This is a genomic window from Streptomyces sp. NBC_00878, from assembly GCF_026341515.1.
Lineage (GTDB): Bacteria > Actinomycetota > Actinomycetes > Streptomycetales > Streptomycetaceae > Streptomyces.
This window is the reverse complement of sequence record NZ_JAPEOK010000001.1, coordinates 3,384,841-3,405,814: the sequence shown is the minus strand read 5'-3', so window position 1 is coordinate 3,405,814 and position 20,974 is coordinate 3,384,841. Positions and strand designations below refer to the sequence as shown.

General features: G+C 69.4%; 17 protein-coding genes and 1 pseudogene. 9 read left to right on the top strand and 9 right to left on the bottom strand.

Going from position 1 to position 20,974, the window contains the following annotated elements; genetic code table 11:
- Positions 1–231 precede the first annotated feature (231 nt).
- Positions 232–1,065, bottom strand: a complete 834-nt coding sequence (locus OHA11_RS14010) for a PIG-L family deacetylase (RefSeq protein WP_266496005.1) — start codon at positions 1,063–1,065, stop codon at positions 232–234.
- Between the two features lie 368 nt (positions 1,066–1,433).
- Here OHA11_RS14010 and OHA11_RS14005 point away from each other — a divergent pair, with 368 nt between their 5' ends.
- Entirely contained in the window at positions 1,434–2,669 is a 1,236-nt protein-coding gene (locus tag OHA11_RS14005; RefSeq protein ID WP_266496003.1) for an IPT/TIG domain-containing protein, read from the top strand.
- Between the two features lie 152 nt (positions 2,670–2,821).
- On the opposite strand, the gene OHA11_RS14000 is transcribed toward OHA11_RS14005, so the two are convergent.
- The 3 genes from OHA11_RS14000 to OHA11_RS13990 form a co-directional block, all read right to left on the bottom strand.
- Complete coding sequence (locus tag OHA11_RS14000) at positions 2,822–4,033, bottom strand: NAD(P)/FAD-dependent oxidoreductase (protein WP_266496001.1); 1,212 nt, start codon at positions 4,031–4,033, stop codon at positions 2,822–2,824.
- An 80-nt stretch (positions 4,034–4,113) separates the two neighbouring features.
- Complete coding sequence (locus tag OHA11_RS13995) at positions 4,114–5,658, bottom strand: MDR family MFS transporter (RefSeq protein WP_266495999.1); 1,545 nt, start codon at positions 5,656–5,658, stop codon at positions 4,114–4,116.
- 205 nt (positions 5,659–5,863) lie between these two features.
- Positions 5,864–6,553, bottom strand: coding sequence for a TetR/AcrR family transcriptional regulator (locus OHA11_RS13990; protein ID WP_266495997.1), 690 nt, complete (start codon positions 6,551–6,553; stop codon positions 5,864–5,866).
- A gap of 339 nt (positions 6,554–6,892) precedes the next feature.
- On the opposite strand from OHA11_RS13990, the gene OHA11_RS13985 reads away from it, so the two are divergent.
- Entirely contained in the window at positions 6,893–9,610 is a 2,718-nt protein-coding gene (locus OHA11_RS13985) for an AfsR/SARP family transcriptional regulator (RefSeq protein WP_266495994.1), read from the top strand.
- A gap of 100 nt (positions 9,611–9,710) precedes the next feature.
- On the top strand, positions 9,711–10,568 hold the full coding sequence (locus OHA11_RS13980; protein ID WP_266495992.1) for an LLM class flavin-dependent oxidoreductase: 858 nt from the start codon (positions 9,711–9,713) through the stop codon (positions 10,566–10,568).
- A 51-nt stretch (positions 10,569–10,619) separates the two neighbouring features.
- Here the strand turns inward: OHA11_RS13980 and OHA11_RS13975 are convergent, their stop codons facing one another.
- Positions 10,620–11,525 carry an AraC family transcriptional regulator gene (locus OHA11_RS13975; RefSeq protein WP_266495991.1) on the bottom strand — a complete coding sequence of 302 codons (906 nt, stop codon included), beginning with the start codon at positions 11,523–11,525 and terminating at the stop codon, positions 10,620–10,622.
- 44 nt (positions 11,526–11,569) lie between these two features.
- On the opposite strand from OHA11_RS13975, the pseudogene OHA11_RS13970 reads away from it, so the two are divergent.
- The 3 genes and pseudogenes from OHA11_RS13970 to OHA11_RS13960 form a co-directional block, all read left to right on the top strand.
- A pseudogene (locus OHA11_RS13970) lies at positions 11,570–11,905 on the top strand (SDR family NAD(P)-dependent oxidoreductase); the annotation flags it as partial.
- 10 nt (positions 11,906–11,915) lie between these two features.
- Positions 11,916–12,767, top strand: coding sequence for an SDR family NAD(P)-dependent oxidoreductase (locus tag OHA11_RS13965; RefSeq protein WP_266495989.1), 852 nt, complete (start codon positions 11,916–11,918; stop codon positions 12,765–12,767).
- A gap of 800 nt (positions 12,768–13,567) precedes the next feature.
- Positions 13,568–14,389 (top strand): MHYT domain-containing protein, encoded by an 822-nt coding sequence (locus tag OHA11_RS13960; RefSeq protein ID WP_266495987.1) that lies wholly within the window; start codon positions 13,568–13,570, stop codon positions 14,387–14,389.
- 187 nt (positions 14,390–14,576) lie between these two features.
- Here the strand turns inward: OHA11_RS13960 and OHA11_RS13955 are convergent, their stop codons facing one another.
- The gene (locus tag OHA11_RS13955) at positions 14,577–15,596 is read right to left on the bottom strand and encodes a DNA-directed RNA polymerase subunit alpha (RefSeq protein ID WP_266495985.1); all 1,020 of its coding nucleotides are present in this window, start codon (positions 15,594–15,596) and stop codon (positions 14,577–14,579) included.
- 455 nt (positions 15,597–16,051) lie between these two features.
- Between OHA11_RS13955 and OHA11_RS13950 the strand changes: the two genes are divergently transcribed.
- The gene (locus tag OHA11_RS13950; RefSeq protein ID WP_323186560.1) at positions 16,052–16,564 is read left to right on the top strand and encodes a sugar nucleotide-binding protein; all 513 of its coding nucleotides are present in this window, start codon (positions 16,052–16,054) and stop codon (positions 16,562–16,564) included.
- 24 nt (positions 16,565–16,588) lie between these two features.
- Here the strand turns inward: OHA11_RS13950 and OHA11_RS13945 are convergent, their stop codons facing one another.
- Positions 16,589–16,798 (bottom strand): hypothetical protein, encoded by a 210-nt coding sequence (locus OHA11_RS13945; protein WP_266495983.1) that lies wholly within the window; start codon positions 16,796–16,798, stop codon positions 16,589–16,591.
- Positions 16,799–17,592: 794 nt separating this feature from the next.
- Between OHA11_RS13945 and OHA11_RS13940 the strand changes: the two genes are divergently transcribed.
- The gene (locus OHA11_RS13940) at positions 17,593–17,772 is read left to right on the top strand and encodes a hypothetical protein (RefSeq protein ID WP_266495981.1); all 180 of its coding nucleotides are present in this window, start codon (positions 17,593–17,595) and stop codon (positions 17,770–17,772) included.
- Positions 17,773–17,876: 104 nt separating this feature from the next.
- Here OHA11_RS13940 and OHA11_RS13935 read toward each other — a convergent pair whose 3' ends face one another.
- The gene (locus OHA11_RS13935; RefSeq protein ID WP_266495979.1) at positions 17,877–18,410 is read right to left on the bottom strand and encodes a TerD family protein; all 534 of its coding nucleotides are present in this window, start codon (positions 18,408–18,410) and stop codon (positions 17,877–17,879) included.
- 292 nt (positions 18,411–18,702) lie between these two features.
- Complete coding sequence (locus OHA11_RS13930; RefSeq protein ID WP_266507148.1) at positions 18,703–19,953, bottom strand: beta-propeller fold lactonase family protein; 1,251 nt, start codon at positions 19,951–19,953, stop codon at positions 18,703–18,705.
- Positions 19,954–20,246: 293 nt separating this feature from the next.
- On the opposite strand from OHA11_RS13930, the gene OHA11_RS13925 reads away from it, so the two are divergent.
- Positions 20,247–20,894, top strand: a complete 648-nt coding sequence (locus OHA11_RS13925; protein WP_266495978.1) for a hypothetical protein — start codon at positions 20,247–20,249, stop codon at positions 20,892–20,894.
- Positions 20,895–20,974 lie beyond the last annotated feature (80 nt).

Below are 20,974 nucleotides of genomic sequence, written 5' to 3'. Positions count from 1 at the left end.
ACCGCCCTCGTGACCCGCTGCTTTCCGTTGCCGCACGGCGTGCCGGACATCGGGGCCTCAGCTTCGTGTCGCTTCCCCGGCGGTCTGTCCTGATCGGAGCAGACCGCCGAGGAAGCGGGCTTGTGACGTGGGTTGTTGACTCGGAACTCGCGTGGACAAGCCTCCGGGTGTGTGACCCGCTCGATCACGCCGTGCGGTCGATGAGCTTTCCCGGCCGGTCGGACGGGCGGATCAGCGCAGTCCGGCGAAGAGATCGTTCTCGGGTACGGCCGCGCCGGTGGCGTCCTGGACACGTACGAAGGTCTCCATGCCCATCAACTCGCCGAACTTCTCCTTGCCCATCCTGAGGAAGAAGATGTTCTCGCCCTGACTGGCGTGCGCGGCCAACGCGTCGAACTTCTGGCCGCTGAACGCGGTGGTGTCCACCCACGTGGTGATCTCGTCGTCGGGGAGGCCGATCTCGGCCATCGCGGCGGCCTCGGCGGGATCCGGCTCCGGCATGTCCGGATGGAACTCGCGCATGATCTCCCCGAACCGCTGCATCCCCGAGCGGGGCATCGTCGTCCAGTACACCTTTGGTGTCAGCGCGGTCATCTCCAGCGCCGCCATCGTGATGCGGTGGGCCTGGATGTGGTCGGGGTGGCCGTAGAAGCCGTTTTCGTCGTAGGTGACGACCACATCGGGTCGGTAGTGCCGCATGAGTTCCGCGAGTCGAGCCGCGCCTTCCTCCACGGGGGTCTGCCAGAAGGATCCGGGGGCGTCGTTGCTCGGCCAGCCCATCATCCCGGAGTCGGCGTAGTCCAGCATCTCCAGATCGCTGACCTTCAGGACGTCACAGCTCTCCTGAAGTTCTTGACGTCGCATCAAGGCGACGGCCGCCGGATCGTGGCCGGGATCGCCCGGCTTGACACCCCCCGGTCCGTCACCGCAACCGCCGTCGGTACACGTCACGAGAACCGTGCGGATGCCTTCCGCCGCGTACCGCGCGAGGACCCCTCCGGTTCCGGTGGCCTCGTCGTCGGGGTGGGCGTGTACTGCCATGAGCGTCAAGGGCCGGTCAGCCATGAAACAGTCCTCCTGCGGAAATACGTATTGGTCCAAGCAACGCGGCGGGTGTACCGCGATCCTGGGGCCCGGATCCTGGTGGGGTGGACGATCTCGTGGTCTCCCTGTTCCCCGCCCGTGCGGCGCCGGTCCCTCGGTCGATGCAACCGTGCCGGCCGGACCGGCTGTTCCCGGCGGTGCCGCCTGGCCTTCCAGGGAAAGCGCCCTGTCCAACGTCCCTGGGCAGTACGTCCAGGCCGGCGGCTTGAAATCCGCCGCGTCACCGAAGCCCCCGAGATGCTGCGCGCATCAGTTGAAAATAGTGTGAATGGGGTCAATTCGGCGGGCGTTCGATCCCGCTCCGTTTCGGTGCGTTCCCAGGAGTGAGTATGACGACAGCACGGCAGACCGGTGGAACACCGGCCCAGGTGTGCATGACCCTGTCCGCGATCGCCGCCGCCGCGGCGACCCCGCGTCCGTCCGGGGAAACCCAGGAGGAGCACGAACAGCGCATCATGCGCGGCATCACGGCGCAGCTGGGCGACCCAGGTCTCGCGACCGGCGGTACCTGGCAGCTGCAGTGGCTCGGGCTGACCCCCGACAACGGGAACCTCGCGTACATCGCCTGGAACTCCGCCAGCCCGAGCGAGTTCGCCCTGGTCGTCCGTGGGACGGTCTTCTCCGATCCGCTCGACCTCTTGGAGGACTTCGAAGTCGGCAAGACGGACGAGTTCGACACCGGCGGATCATCGGGTCAGGTCGAGGTCGCCAAGGGATCCATGGACGCGTTCCGGCGGATCGTGGAGCAGCAGGGTACGCAGGAGGTCGGCGCCTCTTCGGGCGTGACGCTCGCGCAGATGCTCGACGACCTCACCGGGCCGAAGACCGGCGCGACGGTCTATGTGACCGGGCACAGCCTGGGCGGTTGCCTCGCGACCATGCTGGGCCCCTACCTCCAGCAGCAGAGCTGGCAGCAGACACCCAAGTTCGCTCTCGTCACCTTCGCGGCCCCCACCGCCGGGCTGCAGGACTTCGCCGACTACGTCGAATCCCTGACCTGGAGCCTCCAGGAGCGCCACGTCAACGCCTACGACCTGGTCCCGCTGGCGTGGGCCGACATCCCCGTCGCCGAGGGCTGGTACCCGACGCCGCCGGGACCGGCGGCGGACGCCGGGATGAAGGCTCTCCTGGCGACGATCGCCAAGCAGACCCACGGCAACGTGTATGTCCAGCCGGGAACTCCCATCGTGGTGAACTCCGACTACTCGGTGCGCGACCCGAAGGCACTCCAGAAATTCCTGGGGCAGGTCGCCTTCCAGCACGCCAACCCCACGTATCTGACCCTGCTGGGCGCGCCTCTCACCCCCGCCGGACCGGCGGTGCAGGAGGTGTCCCCCGCCTCCGGACCCGTCGGCACCAAGGTCACCATCAACGGCAGCGGTTTCACCGACGACAGCCTCGTGGACTTCGGCCGTGTCCCGGTCCTGCGCGCCGACGTCACCGTCAACTCCCCGAGCCAGATCACCGCGAAGGCGCCCGTCGGGAGGGGCGAAGTCGACGTCCGCGTCACCAACATGATCGGTACTTCGCGCGCCGTTCCGGGGGGACGTTTCTCCTACACGTGACCGGTGCTCGGCGCGGTCACGGGGTCACGGGGGCACGGGCTACGGGTTACGGGGTCAAACCGTGAACGGGCCGTCGGGTGCGAAGGCCAGGGCGGCGAAGCGTCCGCCGATGCGGCAGTGGCGGAGGCTTCGCCCGTGAGGAGACGTGCGGGTCACCCCCTGTCCCCGTCCCTGTCCCTGTCCCCGTCCCTGCCCCTGTCCGCGTCCGTGTCCTCGGGCCCGCCGGAGAAGACCCCGAGCAGCTGAGGGAGCGGGTCCGGGCCGAAGCACAGCTCAAGCCCCCCGGCCGATTCCGCGGCCTTGCCCTCGCTGCGGGGGAAGAGCTCCTCCTCGTAGGCGGCGAGCGCCTTGCCCGTGTCGTCCGGGTGGGCGGCGATGGCCTGACCGAGCTGCGCGCCGTCGAGCATGGCGAGGTTGGCGCCCTCGCCGGCGAACGGCGACATGACGTGGGCGGCGTCGCCCAGCAGGGTCACCCCTGGGGCGCGGCTCCAGCGGTGGTCGACCGGCAGCGCGTTGACCTTACGGGGCACCAGGGCGCCGTCGGCGTGTGCGACCAGGGCCTTGAGGCTGTCGGCCCAGCCGTCGAACTCGGCGAGGACGGCCGCCTTCGCGACGTCCGCGTCGGCGAAGTCGATGGTGTCGAGCCAGTCCTCGGCGGCCCGCAGCGCGGTGTAGATGTGCAGGCTGCCGTCGGTCTTGCGGTGGGCGAGGAAGCCCTTGCCGTCGTCGAGTGCGAAGAGCATGCCGTCGCCGACGAGGGCGGCCTCGGCCGGGTGGCGGGTGTCGGCCTCGTCCAGGGTGGTTTCGACGAACGAGATGCCTGTGTACGCGGGCCAGGCGTCGGAGACCAGCGTGCGGGTGCGGGACCAGGCGCCGTCGGCACCGATGAGCAGATCCGTGGTGATCCTGGAGCCGTCGGTGAAGGTGACCTCGTGCCGGCCGTCGCCGAGCGGGCGGGCGCCGGTGGCCTGCCGGTTCCAGCGGATGGTGCCCTCGGGCAGGGAGTCGAGCAACAGCCGACGCAGCTGGCCGCGGTCGACCTCGGGGCGTTCGTCGCCGCCGTGGCCGGCCTCGTCCTCGCCGCCCTCGTCCCAGTGGACGGTGGCGTGCTTGTCCAGTACGCGGGTGGCTTCCCCGCCGCGATGGACGAGAGCGAGGAAGTCGTCGTAGAGCCCGGCGGCGCGCAGCGCCACTTGGCCGTTCTCGGTGTGGATGTCGAGCATGCCGCCCTGGGTGCGGGCGTGCCGCCCTGCTTCGAGGTCGAAGACGGCGGCCTCGATGCCGTTCACGTGCAGCACACGGGCCAGGGTCAGGCCGCCGAGACCGGCGCCGATGATCGTGATGGGGTGGTGGCGGGTGTTCATGGCGAAATCCTTCCAGAATGGAAAATTTGCGGTGTTTTCCTACTGATCCGGCGCGGGCCATGCCCCCCGGACCTCCGTGCTCAGGAGGCGGCTTCGGACGGCTGCTTCCCGGTCGGCTGATCGGTGGCGGGCTTGCCGCGCAGCGGAACCTCGTGGATGAAGACGGCCGCGACGAAGGCCGCCACGGCACAGACCGCGCCGACCAGGAAGATCTGCTGGGTGCCGTGGGCCACGGAGTGCGCGTAGGCGTCCCTCGCCGCCTGGGACATGGCGTGTGTGGCGGCGGCGTCCGTGTGGCCGCCCTCGACCGGAGCGCCGCCGTTGCCCTGGAGGGCGCGGGTGAGCAGGGAACCGAAGACGGCGACGCCCAGGGACCCGCCGAGGGTACGGAAGAGGCTGGTGGCCGCGGATGCGGCGCCCATGTCGCGCAGTTCGACGCTGTTCTGGGCGATGGTGTTGGCCATCTGGAGGGTGAAGCCGGTGCCCACCCCGACCAGGACCATGTAGGCGCTGGTCGTGAAGCGGGACGTCCCGGTGTCCATGGTGGACAGCAGTCCCATGCCGATGGCGAGCGAGGCGGCGCCCACGACGGGGAAGATCTTGTACTTGCCGGTCTTGGCCATCACCTTGCCCGCGACCGTGGAGGCGACGACGGTCCCCGCCATCAGCGGCAGCAGGAGCAGCCCGGAGTTGGCGGCCGAGGCACCCTGCACGATCTGCTGGTACAGCGGCAGGTACAACGTGCCGCCGAACATGGCCACACCGGCGACGACGAGCAGGACGGCGGAGATAGGGAAGTTGCGGTGCCCGCTGAAGATCCGCGGCGGCAGCAGCGGTTCGTCGGCCCGCTTCTGGGAGGCGGCGAAGGCGACCAGGAGGACCACGGAGACCGCGGCGAGAGCGAGGATCTGCCAGGAGCCCCAGGCGTACGTGCTGCCGGCCCAGGTCGCGGCCATGACGACGGCGCTGATCATCGCGGTCATGAGGGTGATGCCGAGCCAGTCGATGACGACCTTGCCGCGGCGGGCGGTCGGCACCTTCAGCAGGAGCCCGCACCACACCAGGCAGATCAGGCCGACGGGAATGTTGACGTAGAAGGCCCAGCGCCAGCCCAGGTGCGCCGTGATGAAGCCGCCCACCAGCGGGCCGCCGATGCTGCCGAGGGCCTGGACGATCGCCACCATGCCCTGGTACTTGCCGTGCTCGCGGGGCGGCAGCAGCGCCCCGATCAGGGCGAAGGCCCCGGCGGCCAGGCCGCCGGCCCCGATCCCCTGGAGGGCACGGAAGCCGATCAGCTCACCCATCGACGACGCCTGGCCGGAGAGCACCGAGCCGATCATGAACACCACGAGCGAGCCCAGAAACATGTATTTGCGGTTGAACAGGTCGCCGAGCTTGCCCCACACCGGAGTGGAACAGGTGGTGGTCAGGGTGTAGGCGGTGACCACCCAGGACATGTGGTCGAGGCCGCCGATGTCCGCGACGACCGTGGGCATCGCGGTGCCGACGATGAGGCCGTCCAGCATGGACAGCAGCATCGCCAGCATGATGCCGAGCAGGACCCAGCGGATGTTCTTCGGCACGGCCGGTATGTCGTCGGCCGCAGGTGCGGTGGATGCGGACATGGCAGAGCACCCTTCGGAAATGGCGGGAGGTGAACTGCGTCCAGCGTAACGAACATGTTCGCTACGAACAAGTTCGGTGAAGGGTGTGCGGCACGGCATCCACGGGGATGTCGCGGGTCAGGGTGCCGTGGTCAGGATGCTGCGGATCAGGACGCCGCAGGTCAGGGCGTCGTGGTCCGGACGCCGCGGGTCAGGGCATCGCGGGTCAGGATGTGGGGCGCGGCGTGTGCAGGATGCCGTTGAGCAGCATCTGGGTGGCCCAGGTGCGGCGCATCTGCGGGGTCCCCGAGAGCAGCTCGGACCCGAGCGCGGCGACGTGTGGCACCTCGGTCGCGGAGGCGTTCTCCACGGCGGCGGCGACCGCCTCCCACTCCTTCTCCGTACTGGGCGAATCGTCCTGGACGGCATGCTCGGCGGCGCTGGCGGTGGCTACTTGGAGCAGGGTGTCCACGCCCCAGGCCGCCTGGTCGTCCGGCACACCGCCCTGGCTGAGCAGCGCCAGCAGGGCGTTCAGCAGGTTCAGGTAGTTGGGGCCGGAGGGCCGGGCGACCAGTGCCGAGTGGGCGAGGCTCGGGTGCTGGCCGAGGAGGTGGCTGTAGGAAGCGAGAACGGCCTCGATCTGCTCGCGCCAGTCCCCGCCCTCGGTGGCCGGCGCCAGGTCGACCTCGCCCAGCAGTTCATCAAGGATCGCCGCGTGCAACTCGGCGGTGTTCGCCACGTAGACGTACAGCGAGGCCGGACCCGTGTCGAGCTCCTTGGCCAGACGGCGCATCGTGACCCGCTGCAACCCCTCGGCACGCATGATCCGGACCGCGGTGGAGACGATTCCGCTACGGGTCAGGGCGGGCTTGGCCGGGCGCTCACGGCGACTGAGGGGCTCAGGTCGGGCGGTCATCCCAAGAGCGTACCGAACATGTTCGCCCCGGAACGGCCGGCGAAAGGCGGCCAACATCACGCGACTTGGGAATCTGCGAGCTTTTCTCACCAAGGCGCCGCCGCCCGCACGTCTCATGTGGCGCTTGTTCGGACGGCGGTCGCACGCCCGCTTGCAGGCTCGACCGCATGGAGCGTCAGCCGGATGACCGGCCTCCGCGAACCGCCGCTCGATCTGGCTCACGCCGCCGCGTAGCTCGCCGACCGTCCGCCGAGCCTGTCTGCGCTCGTCGGCGCCCGTCGGCGCGCGTCGGCGCGCGCCGATCGGGCCCTTCCCGCCCTGCCCGCTAAACTCTGCCGAGTGGCGACAGCGGTGGATGGGTACGAGATTCGGCTGCTGGGGCTGCTGAGTGGCCGGCACGACGGGCATGAGCTGGATCTGGGCAGCCCGCTGCAGCGTTCGGTACTGGTGCGGCTGCTGCTTGCTGAAGGCCGCCAGTGCGGCCTCGACCACTTCATCGACGCGCTGTGGGAAGAGCCACCCGGCAATGCGGTGCGCTCTGTGCAGACGTACGTCTACCGCATTCGCATCATGCTGGGCGACGACCGTTCCCGGCTGGAATCCACCCCGGGCGGATACCGGCTCGACATCCCGGAGCAGGCGGTCGACGCCCTGCGTTTCGAGCGGCTCATACGCGAGGGCCAGGAACTGCGAGCCGCGCGGGAGACCGGCCCCGCCATGCGTACGTTCGACGCCGCGCTGGCGCTGTGGTCCGGGGAGCCGCTGCCCGGAGTGCCCGGCCCCTACGCACACCGGCACCGCCGACGGTTCGCCGAGCTGCGACTGAACGCCCAGGTGGCGCAGTTGGAGTGCGCCAACGAACTGGGTGAGCACACTCGCGTGGCGACGGACCTCGCCGCGCTGATCGCCGACCACCCGCAGCGGGAGGACCTGTACGCCCTGCGCATGCGTGCGCTGCACAACGCCGGGCGGCCGGCGGAGGCACTGGCGGTCTACGCCACGGCCCGCGAAACAATGGCGGCCGAACTGGGCATGGACCCGGGACCGGAACTCCGTGAGTTGCAGGCACGAATACTCCGAGGCGACGACCCGTTCCCTGCCGAGTCAAATACCGCTGGAATCACCGGAATCACCGGAATCACTGGAATCACTGGAATCACCGGAATCACTGGAATCACTGGAATCACCGGAATCACCGGTATCGGTGGAATCCGTGGAGCCCACCCCGATGAATCACGGTCAGCGGCAACGGATTTCACAGCGGATTCCACAGCGGGTCCCGAAGTGGCTCCCAAGGTGGGTTCCACAATGGAGGAACGGACCGGCGCTCGCCCGCAGCAACTTCCCCCGGCACCGGGCGACTTCGTCGGACGGGAACAGCTGCTGGAACGGGTACGCACCGCCCTGCGCCCCCATGACGAATCGGTAGCACTCGCGGTGCTGAGCGGTATCGGCGGCGTGGGAAAGACCGCGCTCGCGTTGCGAGTCGCCCACCGGATCCGCGGCGATTACCCAGATGGGCAGCTGTACGTGGATTTGCGAGGCGATGGTGACCAGCCCGCCGATCCCGCGGATGTGCTGATCGATTTCCTGCTCGCACTCGGCATGCGCGCCGCCGAGATCCCCGAGACGCGCACGGCCCGCGCCGGGGCCTATCGCACCTTGACCGCCGACCGCCGCATCCTGGTGCTCCTGGACAACGCGTTCGACACCGCTCAGGTGACCCCGCTGCTCCCGGGCACACCCGGCAACGCCGCGCTGATCACGACCCGGCACCGGTCACTCGTACCGCCGGGCGCGACGCGTTTCGAGGTGCCGGTGCCCGATCAGCAGGAGGCGGTGGCCATGCTGGGCCGGTTCACCGGCGGCGCCGAGGTCGCCGCCGCCCCGGAACTCGCGCTGGAGGTGGTCCACGCGTGCGGGCAGTTGCCGTTGGCGCTGCGCATCATCGGTGCCCGTGCGGCGGCTCGTCCCGGACGCGGGCTCGGCGCGCAGTTGCTGCGGCTGCGCGCCGAGGAGCACCAGCTCGACGAGTTGCGGGCCGGAGGCATGTCGGTGGAGGCCACCTTCCAGGTCGGATACCGGGCTCTCGCCCCGGCTCAGTCCCGGGCGATGCGCCTGTGCGCGCTGCTCGACGCCGCCGATTTCCCGGTCGCGGTCGCGGCGGTGCTGCTCGACCAGCCCGAGCAGGAGACCGAGGAGCAACTCGAGCATCTGGTGGAGGCGGGTCTGCTCGAACCGCATTCGGCCGACCGCTACCGCTTCCACGATCTGGTACGGGCGTTCGCCGCCCGTCGTACTGATCGCGAGGATCCCGTCGCGGAGCGCGAGGCGGCGCTGCTGCGGTTGGCAGTGTTCCTCTATGCCACCCTGCTGCAGGCCATGCGTGCGACCGAGCAGGCCGGCTCGCTCGGCACGCATCTGCTCTCCGCGCATCAGACCGGACTGCGGTTCACCGACGCCGAGGCGGCGCGTACCTGGCTGCTGACCGAGCACACGCTGCTGATTTCGGTGTTCGCGCGGGTGCTGCGCGACATCCCCGACGCTTCGGAGATCGTCGTCGATTCGCTGTCGGTGATCGCGACGAGCGGGCTCTTCGCCGGGCCCGCGCATCAGCGGGAACTGGAACGGATCACGGACCAGGCGGTCGCGGCGGCCGAACTCGGCGACAACGCGAAGTGGCGGGGGAACGCCTGGCATGTGCGTGCCTGGCTGGCCTTCATCCGCGGTGATCTGACAGCGGCGGAATCCGATCTCCGCGAGGCGATTCTGCGTGAGCGCGCCGCCGCCGACGAGGTGGCGCTCTACATGTCCGCCCGGCTGCTGGCGGTCGTACTGGTGGATCAGGGGCGGGACGCGGAGGCCATCGAGTACTTCGCCGAGTCGGAGGCTGTCGCCGGCGCGGACGACGACCCGAAGAGTCCGGCCTACTTCGGCCGCGAGGTGGCCCGCTTGTTCACCACACTGAGCTCGGACCTGGCCGAGGTGAACATCGCCGCGGCACAGCACGTCTACGAGGTGAGCAACCGCCTGCGGGAGAACGCGGCGAAGAGGTGACTCCGCACCCCCTTCACGCGCCGTCGACCGGATGTCGATCGACGCCCGGCACAGTGATCCGACTCGGCCGCAATCGGGCCGTCACGCAGGAAGGACACTGATGCAGATCGGGATCGGACTCCCCAACCAGGTGCGCGACCTCCACGCCCCCGTGCTCCCCAAATGGGCGGCGCGAGCGGAGGAACTGGGATTCGCCGCCTTGGCGACGAACGGCCGCATCGCCTACCCGGGAGTCATGGACACCGTCGCCCTGGCCGCGGCGGCCGGTGCGACGAGCAGAATCGGTTTGATCAGCACGGTGCTGCTGGGACCGGTATGGCCCGCGGCCCTGCTGGCCAAGGAGGCGGCGGGCATCGATGGCGTATCAGGGGGCCGACTCACTCTCGGCCTGGGCGTCGGCACACCCGAGCGCGCCGACGACTTCGTGGCCGCCGGGCACGGCCACCGCGACCGGGGACGCCGACTCGACGCCGACATAGAGACCTACCGCCAGGTATGGCAGGGCAAGCCCCTCAACGGCGACAATCCCGCGGTACCCGCCGGAACCCGCGAAATCCCCTTGCTGTTCGGCGCTTTCGCCCCCGCCGCGTACGCTCGCATGGCACGCGTGGGCCAGGGCTACATCGGCCCCGCGATCCCCTCCCGAATGGCGGCCGGCGCCTTCGAACAGGCCCGCGCCGCTTGGAAGCGCGCCGACCGCACCGGCGCACCGCGCCTGGTCGCGGTCTCCTACTTCGCATTCGGCGACCCGGACACGGGCTGCGCCAACGTGCACGACTACTACTCCAGCCTCGGCGCCCAAAACGCCACCGCCATGGCCTCTGGAATAGAGTCCACCGTCGACGCGCTGCGCGACACGATGAAGATCTACGCGGACCTTGGCATAGACGAGCTGATATTCAACCCGGCCACCGCGGACATCAACGAGGTCGACCGCTTGGCGGAGGCGGTCCTGTAGGCAGTCGTGCAGGCGGAGTCGAGTTGGCGGGGGCGGCGGTCGCGAGCCGGCTCACACACCTGCGGGCCGTGCGAGAGCCGTGCGTCGGTAACGGCCGGGCGGCACGCCGCGTTCGCGGGCGAAGGCTCGGGCGAAGGCGAACTCCGAGGTGTACCCGACGGCTTCGCCGATGTCGGAGACGAGTTGGTCGGTGTCGCGGAGCAGACGGGCGGCCAGGGCGATCCGTAGGCGGGACAGATAGGCCAGCGGTGAGACGCCGACGAGTTGCTTGAACTGCCGGGCGAAGGCCGGCCGGGACATCGACACGTCGCGCGCGAGGCTTTCCACGGTCCAGGGCTGCTGGGGCGCCTCGTGGATGAGGGCGAGCGCGGCGCCGATACGCGGGTCGCGCAGGGCCATCAGCCAGGACTGCGGTGCCGACCGCGGGTCGGCGCCCGCGGTGTCGAGCCAGGCACGGAGGACCTGGACGAACAGGATGTCGGTCAGGCGGGCGGCGACGGCCCGCGCTCCGGGCCGCTTTTGTGTGGTCTCGGCGACCAGGAGCCGTATGACGCCCTGGAGTTCGGGGTCGGCGCTCGTGCCCGGGATGTGGATCACCGGAGGCAGGGCGGACAGGACCGGGTGCTGCGAGGCGTCGCCGTCGTACTCGAACTTGCCGCAGACGACACGGACGACGGGTCCCTCGCCGCCGAGGTCGATGATGCCCTCGCGGCCCGCCGGGTGCGCGGCTTCCAGTTCCGCGTACGGCACGGCGGCCTGCTCCGGGCGGCCGGCCAGGTGGTGGGCCGCGCCGTGCGGCAGCAGGACGACGTCCCCGGGCACCAGCTGCTGCGGTGGCTGCCCGGCGAAACGCAGCCAGCAGGTCCCCTCCGCGATCAGATGGAACCCTGCCGTGCCGAGTTGCTCGATGCCGCAGCCCCAGTCCGACCCGCGGGAGGGGACCTGGGCGAGCAGCACTCCTTTGAACCCAAGCGACGGCCTGTACCTCCGACACCCTGTCCGACCTGGTCGCCGATTACGGCGACGCGATCCTCGCACTCGACCTGGACGTGACCGACAAGGCCGCGGTGCGCGCGTCCGTCAAGCGGGCCAAGGAGCACTTCGGCCGCCTCGACGTGATCGTGAACAACGCCGGCTACGGCCTCTTCGGGGGCGTCGAGGAACTGACCGAGCAGGCTCTCCGCGACCAGTTGGAGACCAACCTGTTCGGTGTCCTGTGGGTCACGCAGGCCGCGCTGCCATACCTGCGGGAGCAGGGCAGCGGCCACATCGTGCAGATCTCCTCGACCGGCGGGCTCGCCTCCTGGCCGCTGCTGGGCGGCTACCACGCCTCGAAGCGGGGGACGTGTGGCGGTCGTGACCGGCGCCAACACCGGCCTGGGCTTCGAGACCGCCAGGATGCTCGCGGAGCGCGGAGCCTCGGTGGTCCTGGCCGTGCGGGACGTCGAGAAGGGCAAGCGGGCCGCCGACAGCATGCGCGGCGATGTCAGGGTGCAGGCATTGGACCTGACTTCGCTGGAGTCCGTTCGCGCCGCGGCGGCCGACCTGCGAGCCCGCTACCAGCGGATCGACCTGCTGATCAACAACGCCGGCGTGATGTACACCCCGAAGCAGACCACCCGGGACGGCTTCGAGACGCAGTTCGGCACCAACCACCTCGGCCACTTCGCGCTCACCGGGCTGCTGTTGGACCTGCTCCTGCCCGTGGCCGGCTCCCGGGTGGTGACGGTCAGCAGCGTCGGCCACCGCGTCCGGGCCGAGATCCACTTCGACGACCTGCACTGGGAGCGGTCCTACGGACGGGTCGCCGCCTACGGACAGTCGAAGCTTGCCAATCTCATGTTCACCTATGAGCTGCAGCGGCGGCTCGCGGCGCACGGCACCACCGCCGCGGTGACCGCGCATCCCGGCCTCTCCAACACCGAACTCGTCCGCAACTCACCGGTGCTCATCCGCATGCCCCTCACCTGGCTCGCGCCGATGTTCACCCAAAAGGCGTCAATGGGTGCCCTGCCGACCCTGCGGGCAGCCGCCGACCCCGCCGTCCTCGGCGGGCAGTACTACGGGCCCAAGGGCATGGGCGAGGTCCGGGGACACCCTCAACTGGTCACCTCCAGCCCGGATTCCTACGACGTGGCCGTCCAACAGCGCTTGTGGGCTGTCTCTGAGGACCTCACGGGCGTGAAATTCCCCGTCTAGCGTCGCGTGCGGCGAGTTCGGCCGCACGGGTGAGAAGCCCATGTGCGCGACGGCATCGGCGTCGACATCGGCGTCGGCGTCGGCGTCGGCGTCGACATTGGCCTCGGTATCGCTGATGGTCACGTGTGGGTCGGAACGGACCAGGCCAGCCCCTGGCTGACGCCCGCGCAGCCGCCGAGTCTGGCCGGGAGTCCACCCTTCGCCGCGCCCGTCAAGCCACGCCGCCCGGCCACCCGGCCGCCCGCGTACGGGAGTTCGCGCGTCCTCCGCCGACAGGCTGACCCGCGGCGGGCCCACCGCCGACTGCCGCCGCGCGCGGGCAGGTTGGTGGCGACAACCGCCCAGGCGGGCCCCCGGCTTCACCGACTTACGGCGAAGTATCGATTCGGCGAACGATTGCCCCTTATCTGTAGGGAATGTGTGCCTCATGTGTTTGAATCGTGCGCAACTCGGCCAGGTGGCTTGAATCGACCGCCCGGTTCCCCGTGCCCTGCTTCCCCGCAGGACTGCCGTGCGCGCCGGTCATGTCCGCCGGGCCGAGCCGCAACGCGCGTGCGGCAGGGGGAGGGGAGGCGGAGGGGGAGGGAACGGATGCGCCCGCGCGCGCCTCGGCCGTCGGGCACCCCGGCGTCCTCTCTGCCCCTTTCTGGACGGCAGCCCCGCACTGTCTCCGTCCGGAACGGCCCGCCCGCGGCCGGGCGGGTGCGAACACGAAGCCGGGCGGGTGCGAACACAGCACCACTGCGCCGGCCCACCGCTCTGCGATGCCGCCTGCCGTCACGCATGTGAAGGGAACCTGCATGACCGCCACCGTTTCCAACTTCTCCTACGGCGCCGTGACCCCGATCGCCGCCTACCTGATGGCCTGCCTCGGGGCGGCGCTCGGGCTGCGGTGCACGACACGGTCGCTGCGACGCCCGCACCACAAGAACGGGTGGCTGGCCCTGGGCGCCATAGCGATCGGCTGCGGCATCTGGACCATGCACTTCATCGCCATGATCGGCTTCAGCGTCCAGAACGCACTGATCAGCTACGACACCACGAAGACACTCCTCAGCCTCGCCATCGCCATCGCCGTTGTCGCCATCGGCGTGTTCCTCGTCGGCCACCGGGGCCGATCCCCGATGACCCTGGCGACGGCGGGCACGGTCACCGGGCTCGGGGTCGCTGCCATGCACTACGTCGGCATGGCAGCCATCCACACCACCGGCACCCTCAACTACGACACGATGACGGTCGTCCTGTCCGTCGCCATCGCTGTCGCGGCCGCCACAGCGGCACTGTGGGCGGCGGTCTCCATCCACGCCCTGTGGGCCAGCCTCGGCGCGAGCCTGGTCATGGGAGTGGCCGTGACCGGCATGCACTACACAGGCATGGCCGCCGTCTCCGTCCACCTCACCGGCGGTGCCACGACCGCGCAGTCATCCACGCACCTGCTGTCGTTCCTCCTGGTCATGCTGGCCGGCCCGCTCATGGTCCTCCTGATCGCCGCGGGCATTGTCATGTTCGACCCCGACATGATGCTCAGCGACGACGACTGGGACCGGGCGGCACCCGCACCACACGGCACCGGCACCGCCCACCCTGTCCAGCAGCAGTCCCAGCCGTACACCACCTGGTAACCGCTTCCCGGCACAGCGACGGACAGAGCCCTGGCTCACGGTGATCCGGCGATCCGTCAACCACGCGGGGCCATGAGGGGGAGTGTCCGCCGCCAGGCTGAGGACCGACGGCCAGGAACTGGTCCAGGTTCTACCTACTGAAGCCCAGGACGGGGTGACGGCTCCTGGGCTTCACGGGGGTAGGCGTTCAGTACTGCTCGGTCTCCACGAAACCCGCGTCCACGTCGTCGGCGCCGAAGGTGTCGGCGGCGGCGGTCGGGTTGAATCCGGGCGGGGAGTCCTTGAGGCCGAGGCCCATACCGGCGAGCTTTTCCTTGACCTCGTCAATCGACTTCGCACCGAAGTTACGAATGTCGAGCAGGTCGGCCTCGGAGCGAGCCAGAAGCTCACCCACGGAGTGGACGCCCTCACGCTTGAGGCAGTTGTACGACCGAACGGTGAGCTCCAACTCCTCGATCGGAAGCGCGAGATCAGCGGCGAGGGCGGCGTCCGTCGGCGACGGACCCATGTCGATGCCCTCGGCGTCGATGTTGAGCTCACGGGCAAGCCCGAACAGCTCGACGAGCGTCTTACCAGCCGACGCCATGGCGTCACGAGGACGCATGGCCTGCTTGGTCTCGACGTCGACGATCAGCTTGTCGAAGTCGGTGCGCTGCTCGACACGAGTCGCCTCGACCTTGTACGTGACCTTCAGAACCGGCGAGTAGATCGAGTCGACCGGGATACGCCCGATCTCCTGCCCCACCTGCTTGTTCTGAACAGCCGAGACGTAACCACGGCCACGCTCGACCGTAAGCTCCATCTCCAGCTTGCCCTTGCCGTTGAGCGTGGCGAGGACGAGGTCGGGGTTGTGCACCTCGACACCGGCCGGCGGCGCGATGTCGGCGGCGGTGACGAGCCCCGGGCCCTGCTTGCGCAGGTACATGACGACAGGCTCGTCCTGCTCGCTGCTGACGACGAGTTGCTTGATGTTGAGGATGAGATCGGTGACGTCTTCCTTGACGCCCGGCACGGTGGTGAACTCGTGCAGGACGCCGTCGATACGGATGGACGTGACCGCCGCACCCGGGATCGACGACAGGAGCGTACGACGGAGAGAGTTTCCGAGGGTGTACCCGAAGCCCGGCTCCAGCGGCTCGATGACGAACCGGGAGCGGAACTCGTCGACGACCTCTTCGGTCAGGGACGGACGCTGAGCAATCAGCACGTTGGTGTTGCCTCCAGTGATGTGGCGCCCGCTATCTGACGCCGTAGACACCACGAAGGGTACGGGGCGACACGGGGGATCCGGTCTCCGCAGCCGCCGAACCGCCCGTTTCCCCGCCCCGGCGAGGAGGTTTCCGGGCCTCCCTTCCCCCCACCGCCCCCACAACCACACCTACTTTGCGCGCGTCCAGCTCTCGGATTGCCCATCACGCTTCACACGGCAGCAAGTCCGTTCTACGCTCCCGGCCCGCCTGCGGGCCAGGCTGTCGAGCCCCGTTGCGCCCACTGCGCGCGGTGCTGCCAGCAGACATCGCGGACGCACAGCGTTTGCCCGAGGCCAGGCACCTGACGTAGGCGGCCGGCGATGGCTTCGTCGCAACCGCACGCGGCCCGCACCGACGCCTCCGCCCACATTCTCGCCATCACCGGGCCTTGACCGGTCCAGGGTGTCGCCTCATGACGCTGCTGATCGTGGGTGGGCCCGGGTTCCTGGGCACCGAGCTGGTCCGGCAAGCCGTATCGGCGGGGCGCCCGACGGTCGCGGCCTATACGACCAGGCCCGGCAGTGCTCCGGGGGTTACTTGGCGCAGCCTCGACCTGCGGGATCCAGGGAGCGTGGAAGCGGTCGTGGCCTGGGTGAACCCTCGCGTCATCGTCAATGCATCGAGCGGCGGGGTCGACTGGGCAGTCACAGCCGAGGGACCCGCCCGCCTCGCGTTCGCCGCGGCGACGGCCGGAAGCAGAATGATCCAGGTCTCCACCGACGCCGTCTTCTCCGGCAAGAGCCACGTTCCCTACGACGAACACTGCAGGCCCGACCCCATCACCCCGTACGGAGCGGCGAAGGCCGCCGCGGAAACGGTGCTTCTGCCCCATCCGACGGAAGTCATGCCGAACGTCCGACAATCCACACTCGCCAATCAGGCGCCGCCGGAGTTCCCTCTTGCCGGGGGATGTTCGAGTGGATGAGCCGGGCAGTCATGCCCCCGCCGATCAGAAGGAGGCGGGGGCATGGACGCAAACGAGCATCACGACGGTGCTGCACCAGACCCTGAACAGCCGGCGGACCGACCCTCGGCGCAGCCGCACGGTGATGGACGGCAGGACCGCGACAGCGCGGTCGCGGATCTGGCGGGCGAGTTCGGTGCGGAGCTGGTGCGGGCCATTCGCGCGGGCCCGGCCCAGGGGAACAGCTCTGCCCACGGGTCCCGGGGACCGTCCCAGCTGAGCTGGTATGCCTTCGCGACCGAGTACGCGCGGGCACACTGGCCAGCTAGGGCGGCGAAGACCCGGGACGAGGTCAGCGAGGCGCTGACCGCCGTCACTGTGGCGATGCTCTGGGACCTTCCTGGCCGGCCGAGCGGGCAGCTGCTGCGCCGTGCCCTGCGGCACTGGGCTTTTGTCGTGCCCGGGCCGAGGCAGGGGGAGATGCCGGCGGAGGACCGGCTGGTGTTGCAGTGGGTGGCGAAGGCGTCCCGGCCGCTGGTCGCCCTGCACGATCCGGTCCTGGCGCGTGATGCGCTGGAGTCGTTGCGCCGAAAGCTCGATGGCGGTGAGGCGGCGGTGGAGACGATGCGCCGTAAGCGCAAGGTGCTGGTGCACGCCCTTCACTACGCCGTGGAGCGGGGCGAGTTGGGCAGTCATCCGCCGCAGCGGATCCGGTGGCGGGTGCCCAAGCCGAATGGGTCGGTGGATCCGCGGGTGGTGGCCAACCCATACCAGGCGCGGGATCTGCTGAGTGCCGTCTCCTATGTCGGTGGCTACAGACGAGCTCGTGGCCGTCGGCTGGTCGGGTTCATCGCAGGCATGTACTACGCGGGTCTGCGGCCGGAGGAGGCGGTCGCGGTGGCGTTGCCGGACTGCCGCCTGCCCAGCGCCGGATCATCACTCACACCACCTGCCACCGGGTCTGGCACGAGACTCGCGACCTCGCCCTGCCTCCTGCCCTCACCAGCACTCCGCTCGCGAAGCGGCCGTACGACCTGCGGCACTCGGCGTTGTCCACGTGGCTGTGCGCGGGCGCGGACCCGGCCGAGGTCGCCCAGCGGGCCGGGGACAGCGTGGAGGTTCTCCTGTCCCGGTACGCGAAGTGCCTGTACGACCGGCAGCCCATCAACAACCAGCGCGTCGAAGGGCTGTTGAGCTCCTACGACCAGCCGTCAGACGCGGACGAGTAGCGCTGGCCGAGAAGGTGACGCTTTGGGGGTGCTTGGCGCTTCGGTTCCAGGGGTTCATGAAGGCACCACCGTGACGGTCGTACGCTTTCTGCGCTGCTGCTTGGTCAGGGCTGGGGGGTGCTGCCCATCTCGGCGGTGAAGATCGCGGGGTCGCTGTCGAACCCTCGGACCATCTCGTGGAACTCCCACGTTCCGGAGGTGTCCCTGGTGAACTCCGCGACCGTCGCGGCGGTGTATCCGGAAAGCTGTGCGAAGTCGTCCTTCAGCAGCTCCCTGTACCCCTCGACAACCAGAATTCCGGCGTTCGATATGTGGCCGAAGGTTTTGGGGCCGCTGGTCTGGTGGATCGCCACGCCCACCACCACCCGTGCGAAGGAGGGGGCGAGGCGATCGAGCTCCAGGGTCATCGCTTCGACGTAGCCGAAGCCCTGACCGGTCTGGCTGTGCCGGCCCATGTTGATGGTGCCGTCCGGTGAGCGGCTGTCGAAGTGGACGACGTACACCGGCCGCCCGTAGGGGGCCTCCGCCGAGTAGGTCGCGGCGATGATGTCGAGATGGTGAGGTGGCTGATCCCAGGGACTCGGGTCCCATTTGAGCCGGACCTCGGCCTTCCCGACTCCATGGCTGTCGCTGCTCACCGGATTGCTGCCCCTCTCATTTCAAGCCACCACGAGATGGCCCCTGTATGGGCAAGTATGGCTCTCGGCCATCCGGTTGAAGCCTCGTGCGGCAGCTCGCGATTGGGCTCGTCTTGTCCACATCCCGTGGACGGTGGGAGGCGGCTGGCGGGCCCCGCGGCGCCGACCGCTGCAACTGGCGCCGCGGCGCTCATCATCTGGGCGTCCATGCCTCGCGTGAAGGAGGATCCCTCCAGATCGCCACGGACGTTTTCGGTGCCTCAAAGGGCTCTCCGTGATGGTCGTGTCCGTGTCAGACGGCGGCGATGCCCTCCATTCCGGACTCGGCGAAGGCGGGCAGGCCGTCGGCCGTCGTGATCTTGGTGAGGGCGCCGTTGGCCTCGACGCGGAAGCCGTCGACGGTGCCGGAGACGGCGTTCTGGACGTAGACGAACTTCTCGTCCTCGGTCACGGCGAGATCGATCACGCCCTGCGAGTTTGCTGAGGGCGGGGTGGCGATACCCACCTCGTTGGTCAGGGCCAGCTTGCCTCGCTTGTCCATGCGGTAGCCGGTGACGGTGGAGTTGCCGGTGTTGCCGCCGTAGAAGTAGTTGCCCGCGCGCTCCAGCCAGCACAGGACCTCCTGGCCGCTGGCCAGGGGCTGTTGAAGGACCTTCAGTTTGCCGTCGCGCTTCACCTGGTACGTGGTGACCGTGGATTTCTCGGCCTCGGCGACCATCATCCGCTTCCCGGTCCTGTCGAAGCTGATCGCGAACGGGACGCCGCCGGCCGACTTGTTGACGACGGGTTCGGCGACGGCAGGGAGGCCGTTCGGCTTCATCGGGAAGACCTCGACGGTGTTGCTGGACTTGGTGGTGACCACCAGGTTGCGGCCGTCCGGGGTGAACTCGACCTCGCCGGGCGAGCTGGAGAACAGCGGGATGTCCTCGTTGTCCAGCCCCAGGGACCGGTGGGACCCGTGCAACGGCTTGAGCCCCTTGCTGGTGATCTTGAAGCCTTGGACGCTGCCCTCGCCACCCGCGTTCATGACGTACGCGACCGTGCCGTGCACCGCGATGCTTGCCGGGAACTCGCCGCCGGAGTCCACGACCCGCCGGTCCTTCAGCTGCTGTCCGTCGACGCGGAATGAGGTCACCGTGCCACTGCCGGCATTGACGGCCAGCAGCGTGCCTGAAGCGTCGTCATAGACGAGTGAGCCCTGGGAGGCGAGCGAGTCGGTGGGTGCGTCGACCTGGTCACCGCCCTGGCCGCCGGTCGCGAAGGTCCCCGAAGGACTCAGCTTGCCGTCGTCGGCCCGCGCGAACACATGGATGGTGTTGCCGCCCAGCTCGTTGCCCTGGACGAAGACGGCGTGGTCGGCCCCGGCAGTGCTCCCGGAGTACTGGCTGGCCGAGGCCACGGTCACGGCCACGGTGACCGCCGCCGCGGCGGCGATGGCCCCGCCGCCGATCATGATGCGCCGTGTCCTGGACTTCACCCGGTGACCGCCGCGTGTTCCGGCGGGCTGGCTCGTGCGGCGGTGGTCCCTGCGGCTGCTGTGCATGTTCACGTCCCGTTCCTCTGTGTCTGGGCGGTGCCGTCCATGGCTGTGGACGGCACCGGAGTGGACAGCACCAGAGTGGACAGTGGGAGCGGTGTGCCGATCTGGAACAGCCGTCGCGTCAGACTCTCGTAAGAGACTCCGATGGCGGAGTGACAGGGCTTCGCCGCGTACGGCAGGCAACGAATCCAGCGAGTGCCGTGCCCTCTTGGCAGGGCGCGGAAGCGGAGACAAAGAGTCTTACGGAACCCTTACGCGGCCGTATCGGATGACATCACGTGCCTACGCTCGCAGGCATGTTGACCATCCGAAGCGTCGCCCTCGTCACTGCCGCCCCCCTTGTGCTGGCTGCGGCGGGCATCGCGCATCCGCACGGGCTGTCCAGGTCGACGGCCTCGGACTGGACACAGCTGCACATCGCACTGTTGCCGGTCTTTCCGCTGCTCACGGTCGGTCTCCTGGTCCCTTTGTGGCATCGGCCCCGACTCGGCCTCGCGGGCTTCGCCACAGTGGTGGCCTGGGCGGGCGCCTTCGTCTACGCGGCCTTCTACACCGGCCTCGACGCGGTCGCCGGCATCGCGGCCGGAACCGCTGTCGAGCACGTCGGCGAGACAGCGACTCTCGGGCCGGTCAAGCGCCCGCTCTACGACATGGGCGAGGCGCTCGGGCAGGCCGGCGCCTACGCCCTCATCGGCGCCATCGTGGCCACGGCAGTCGCGCTGCTCCCGAAGCACGGCGCCCGAATACTTCCCGGCACGATGGTGCTCCTCGCTGCCGGCTGGTCCTTCGTCGACAGCCACATCTTCTGGCCACGCGGCGTATGGACGATGCTCGGCTTCGCCCTGGGCTTCGCGCTGCTCCACTGGGGGGCCGGAAGCAGCGCCCCCACCGACGGGGCCGGCATGCCCCGCCACCAAACGGGCGATCATGGGACTGGAGGATGACCTGCCCGCCGAATCGGATACACGTCGCCGCTGCCCGCTGCCCGCTGCCCGCTGCCCGCTGCCCGCTGCCCGCTGTCATG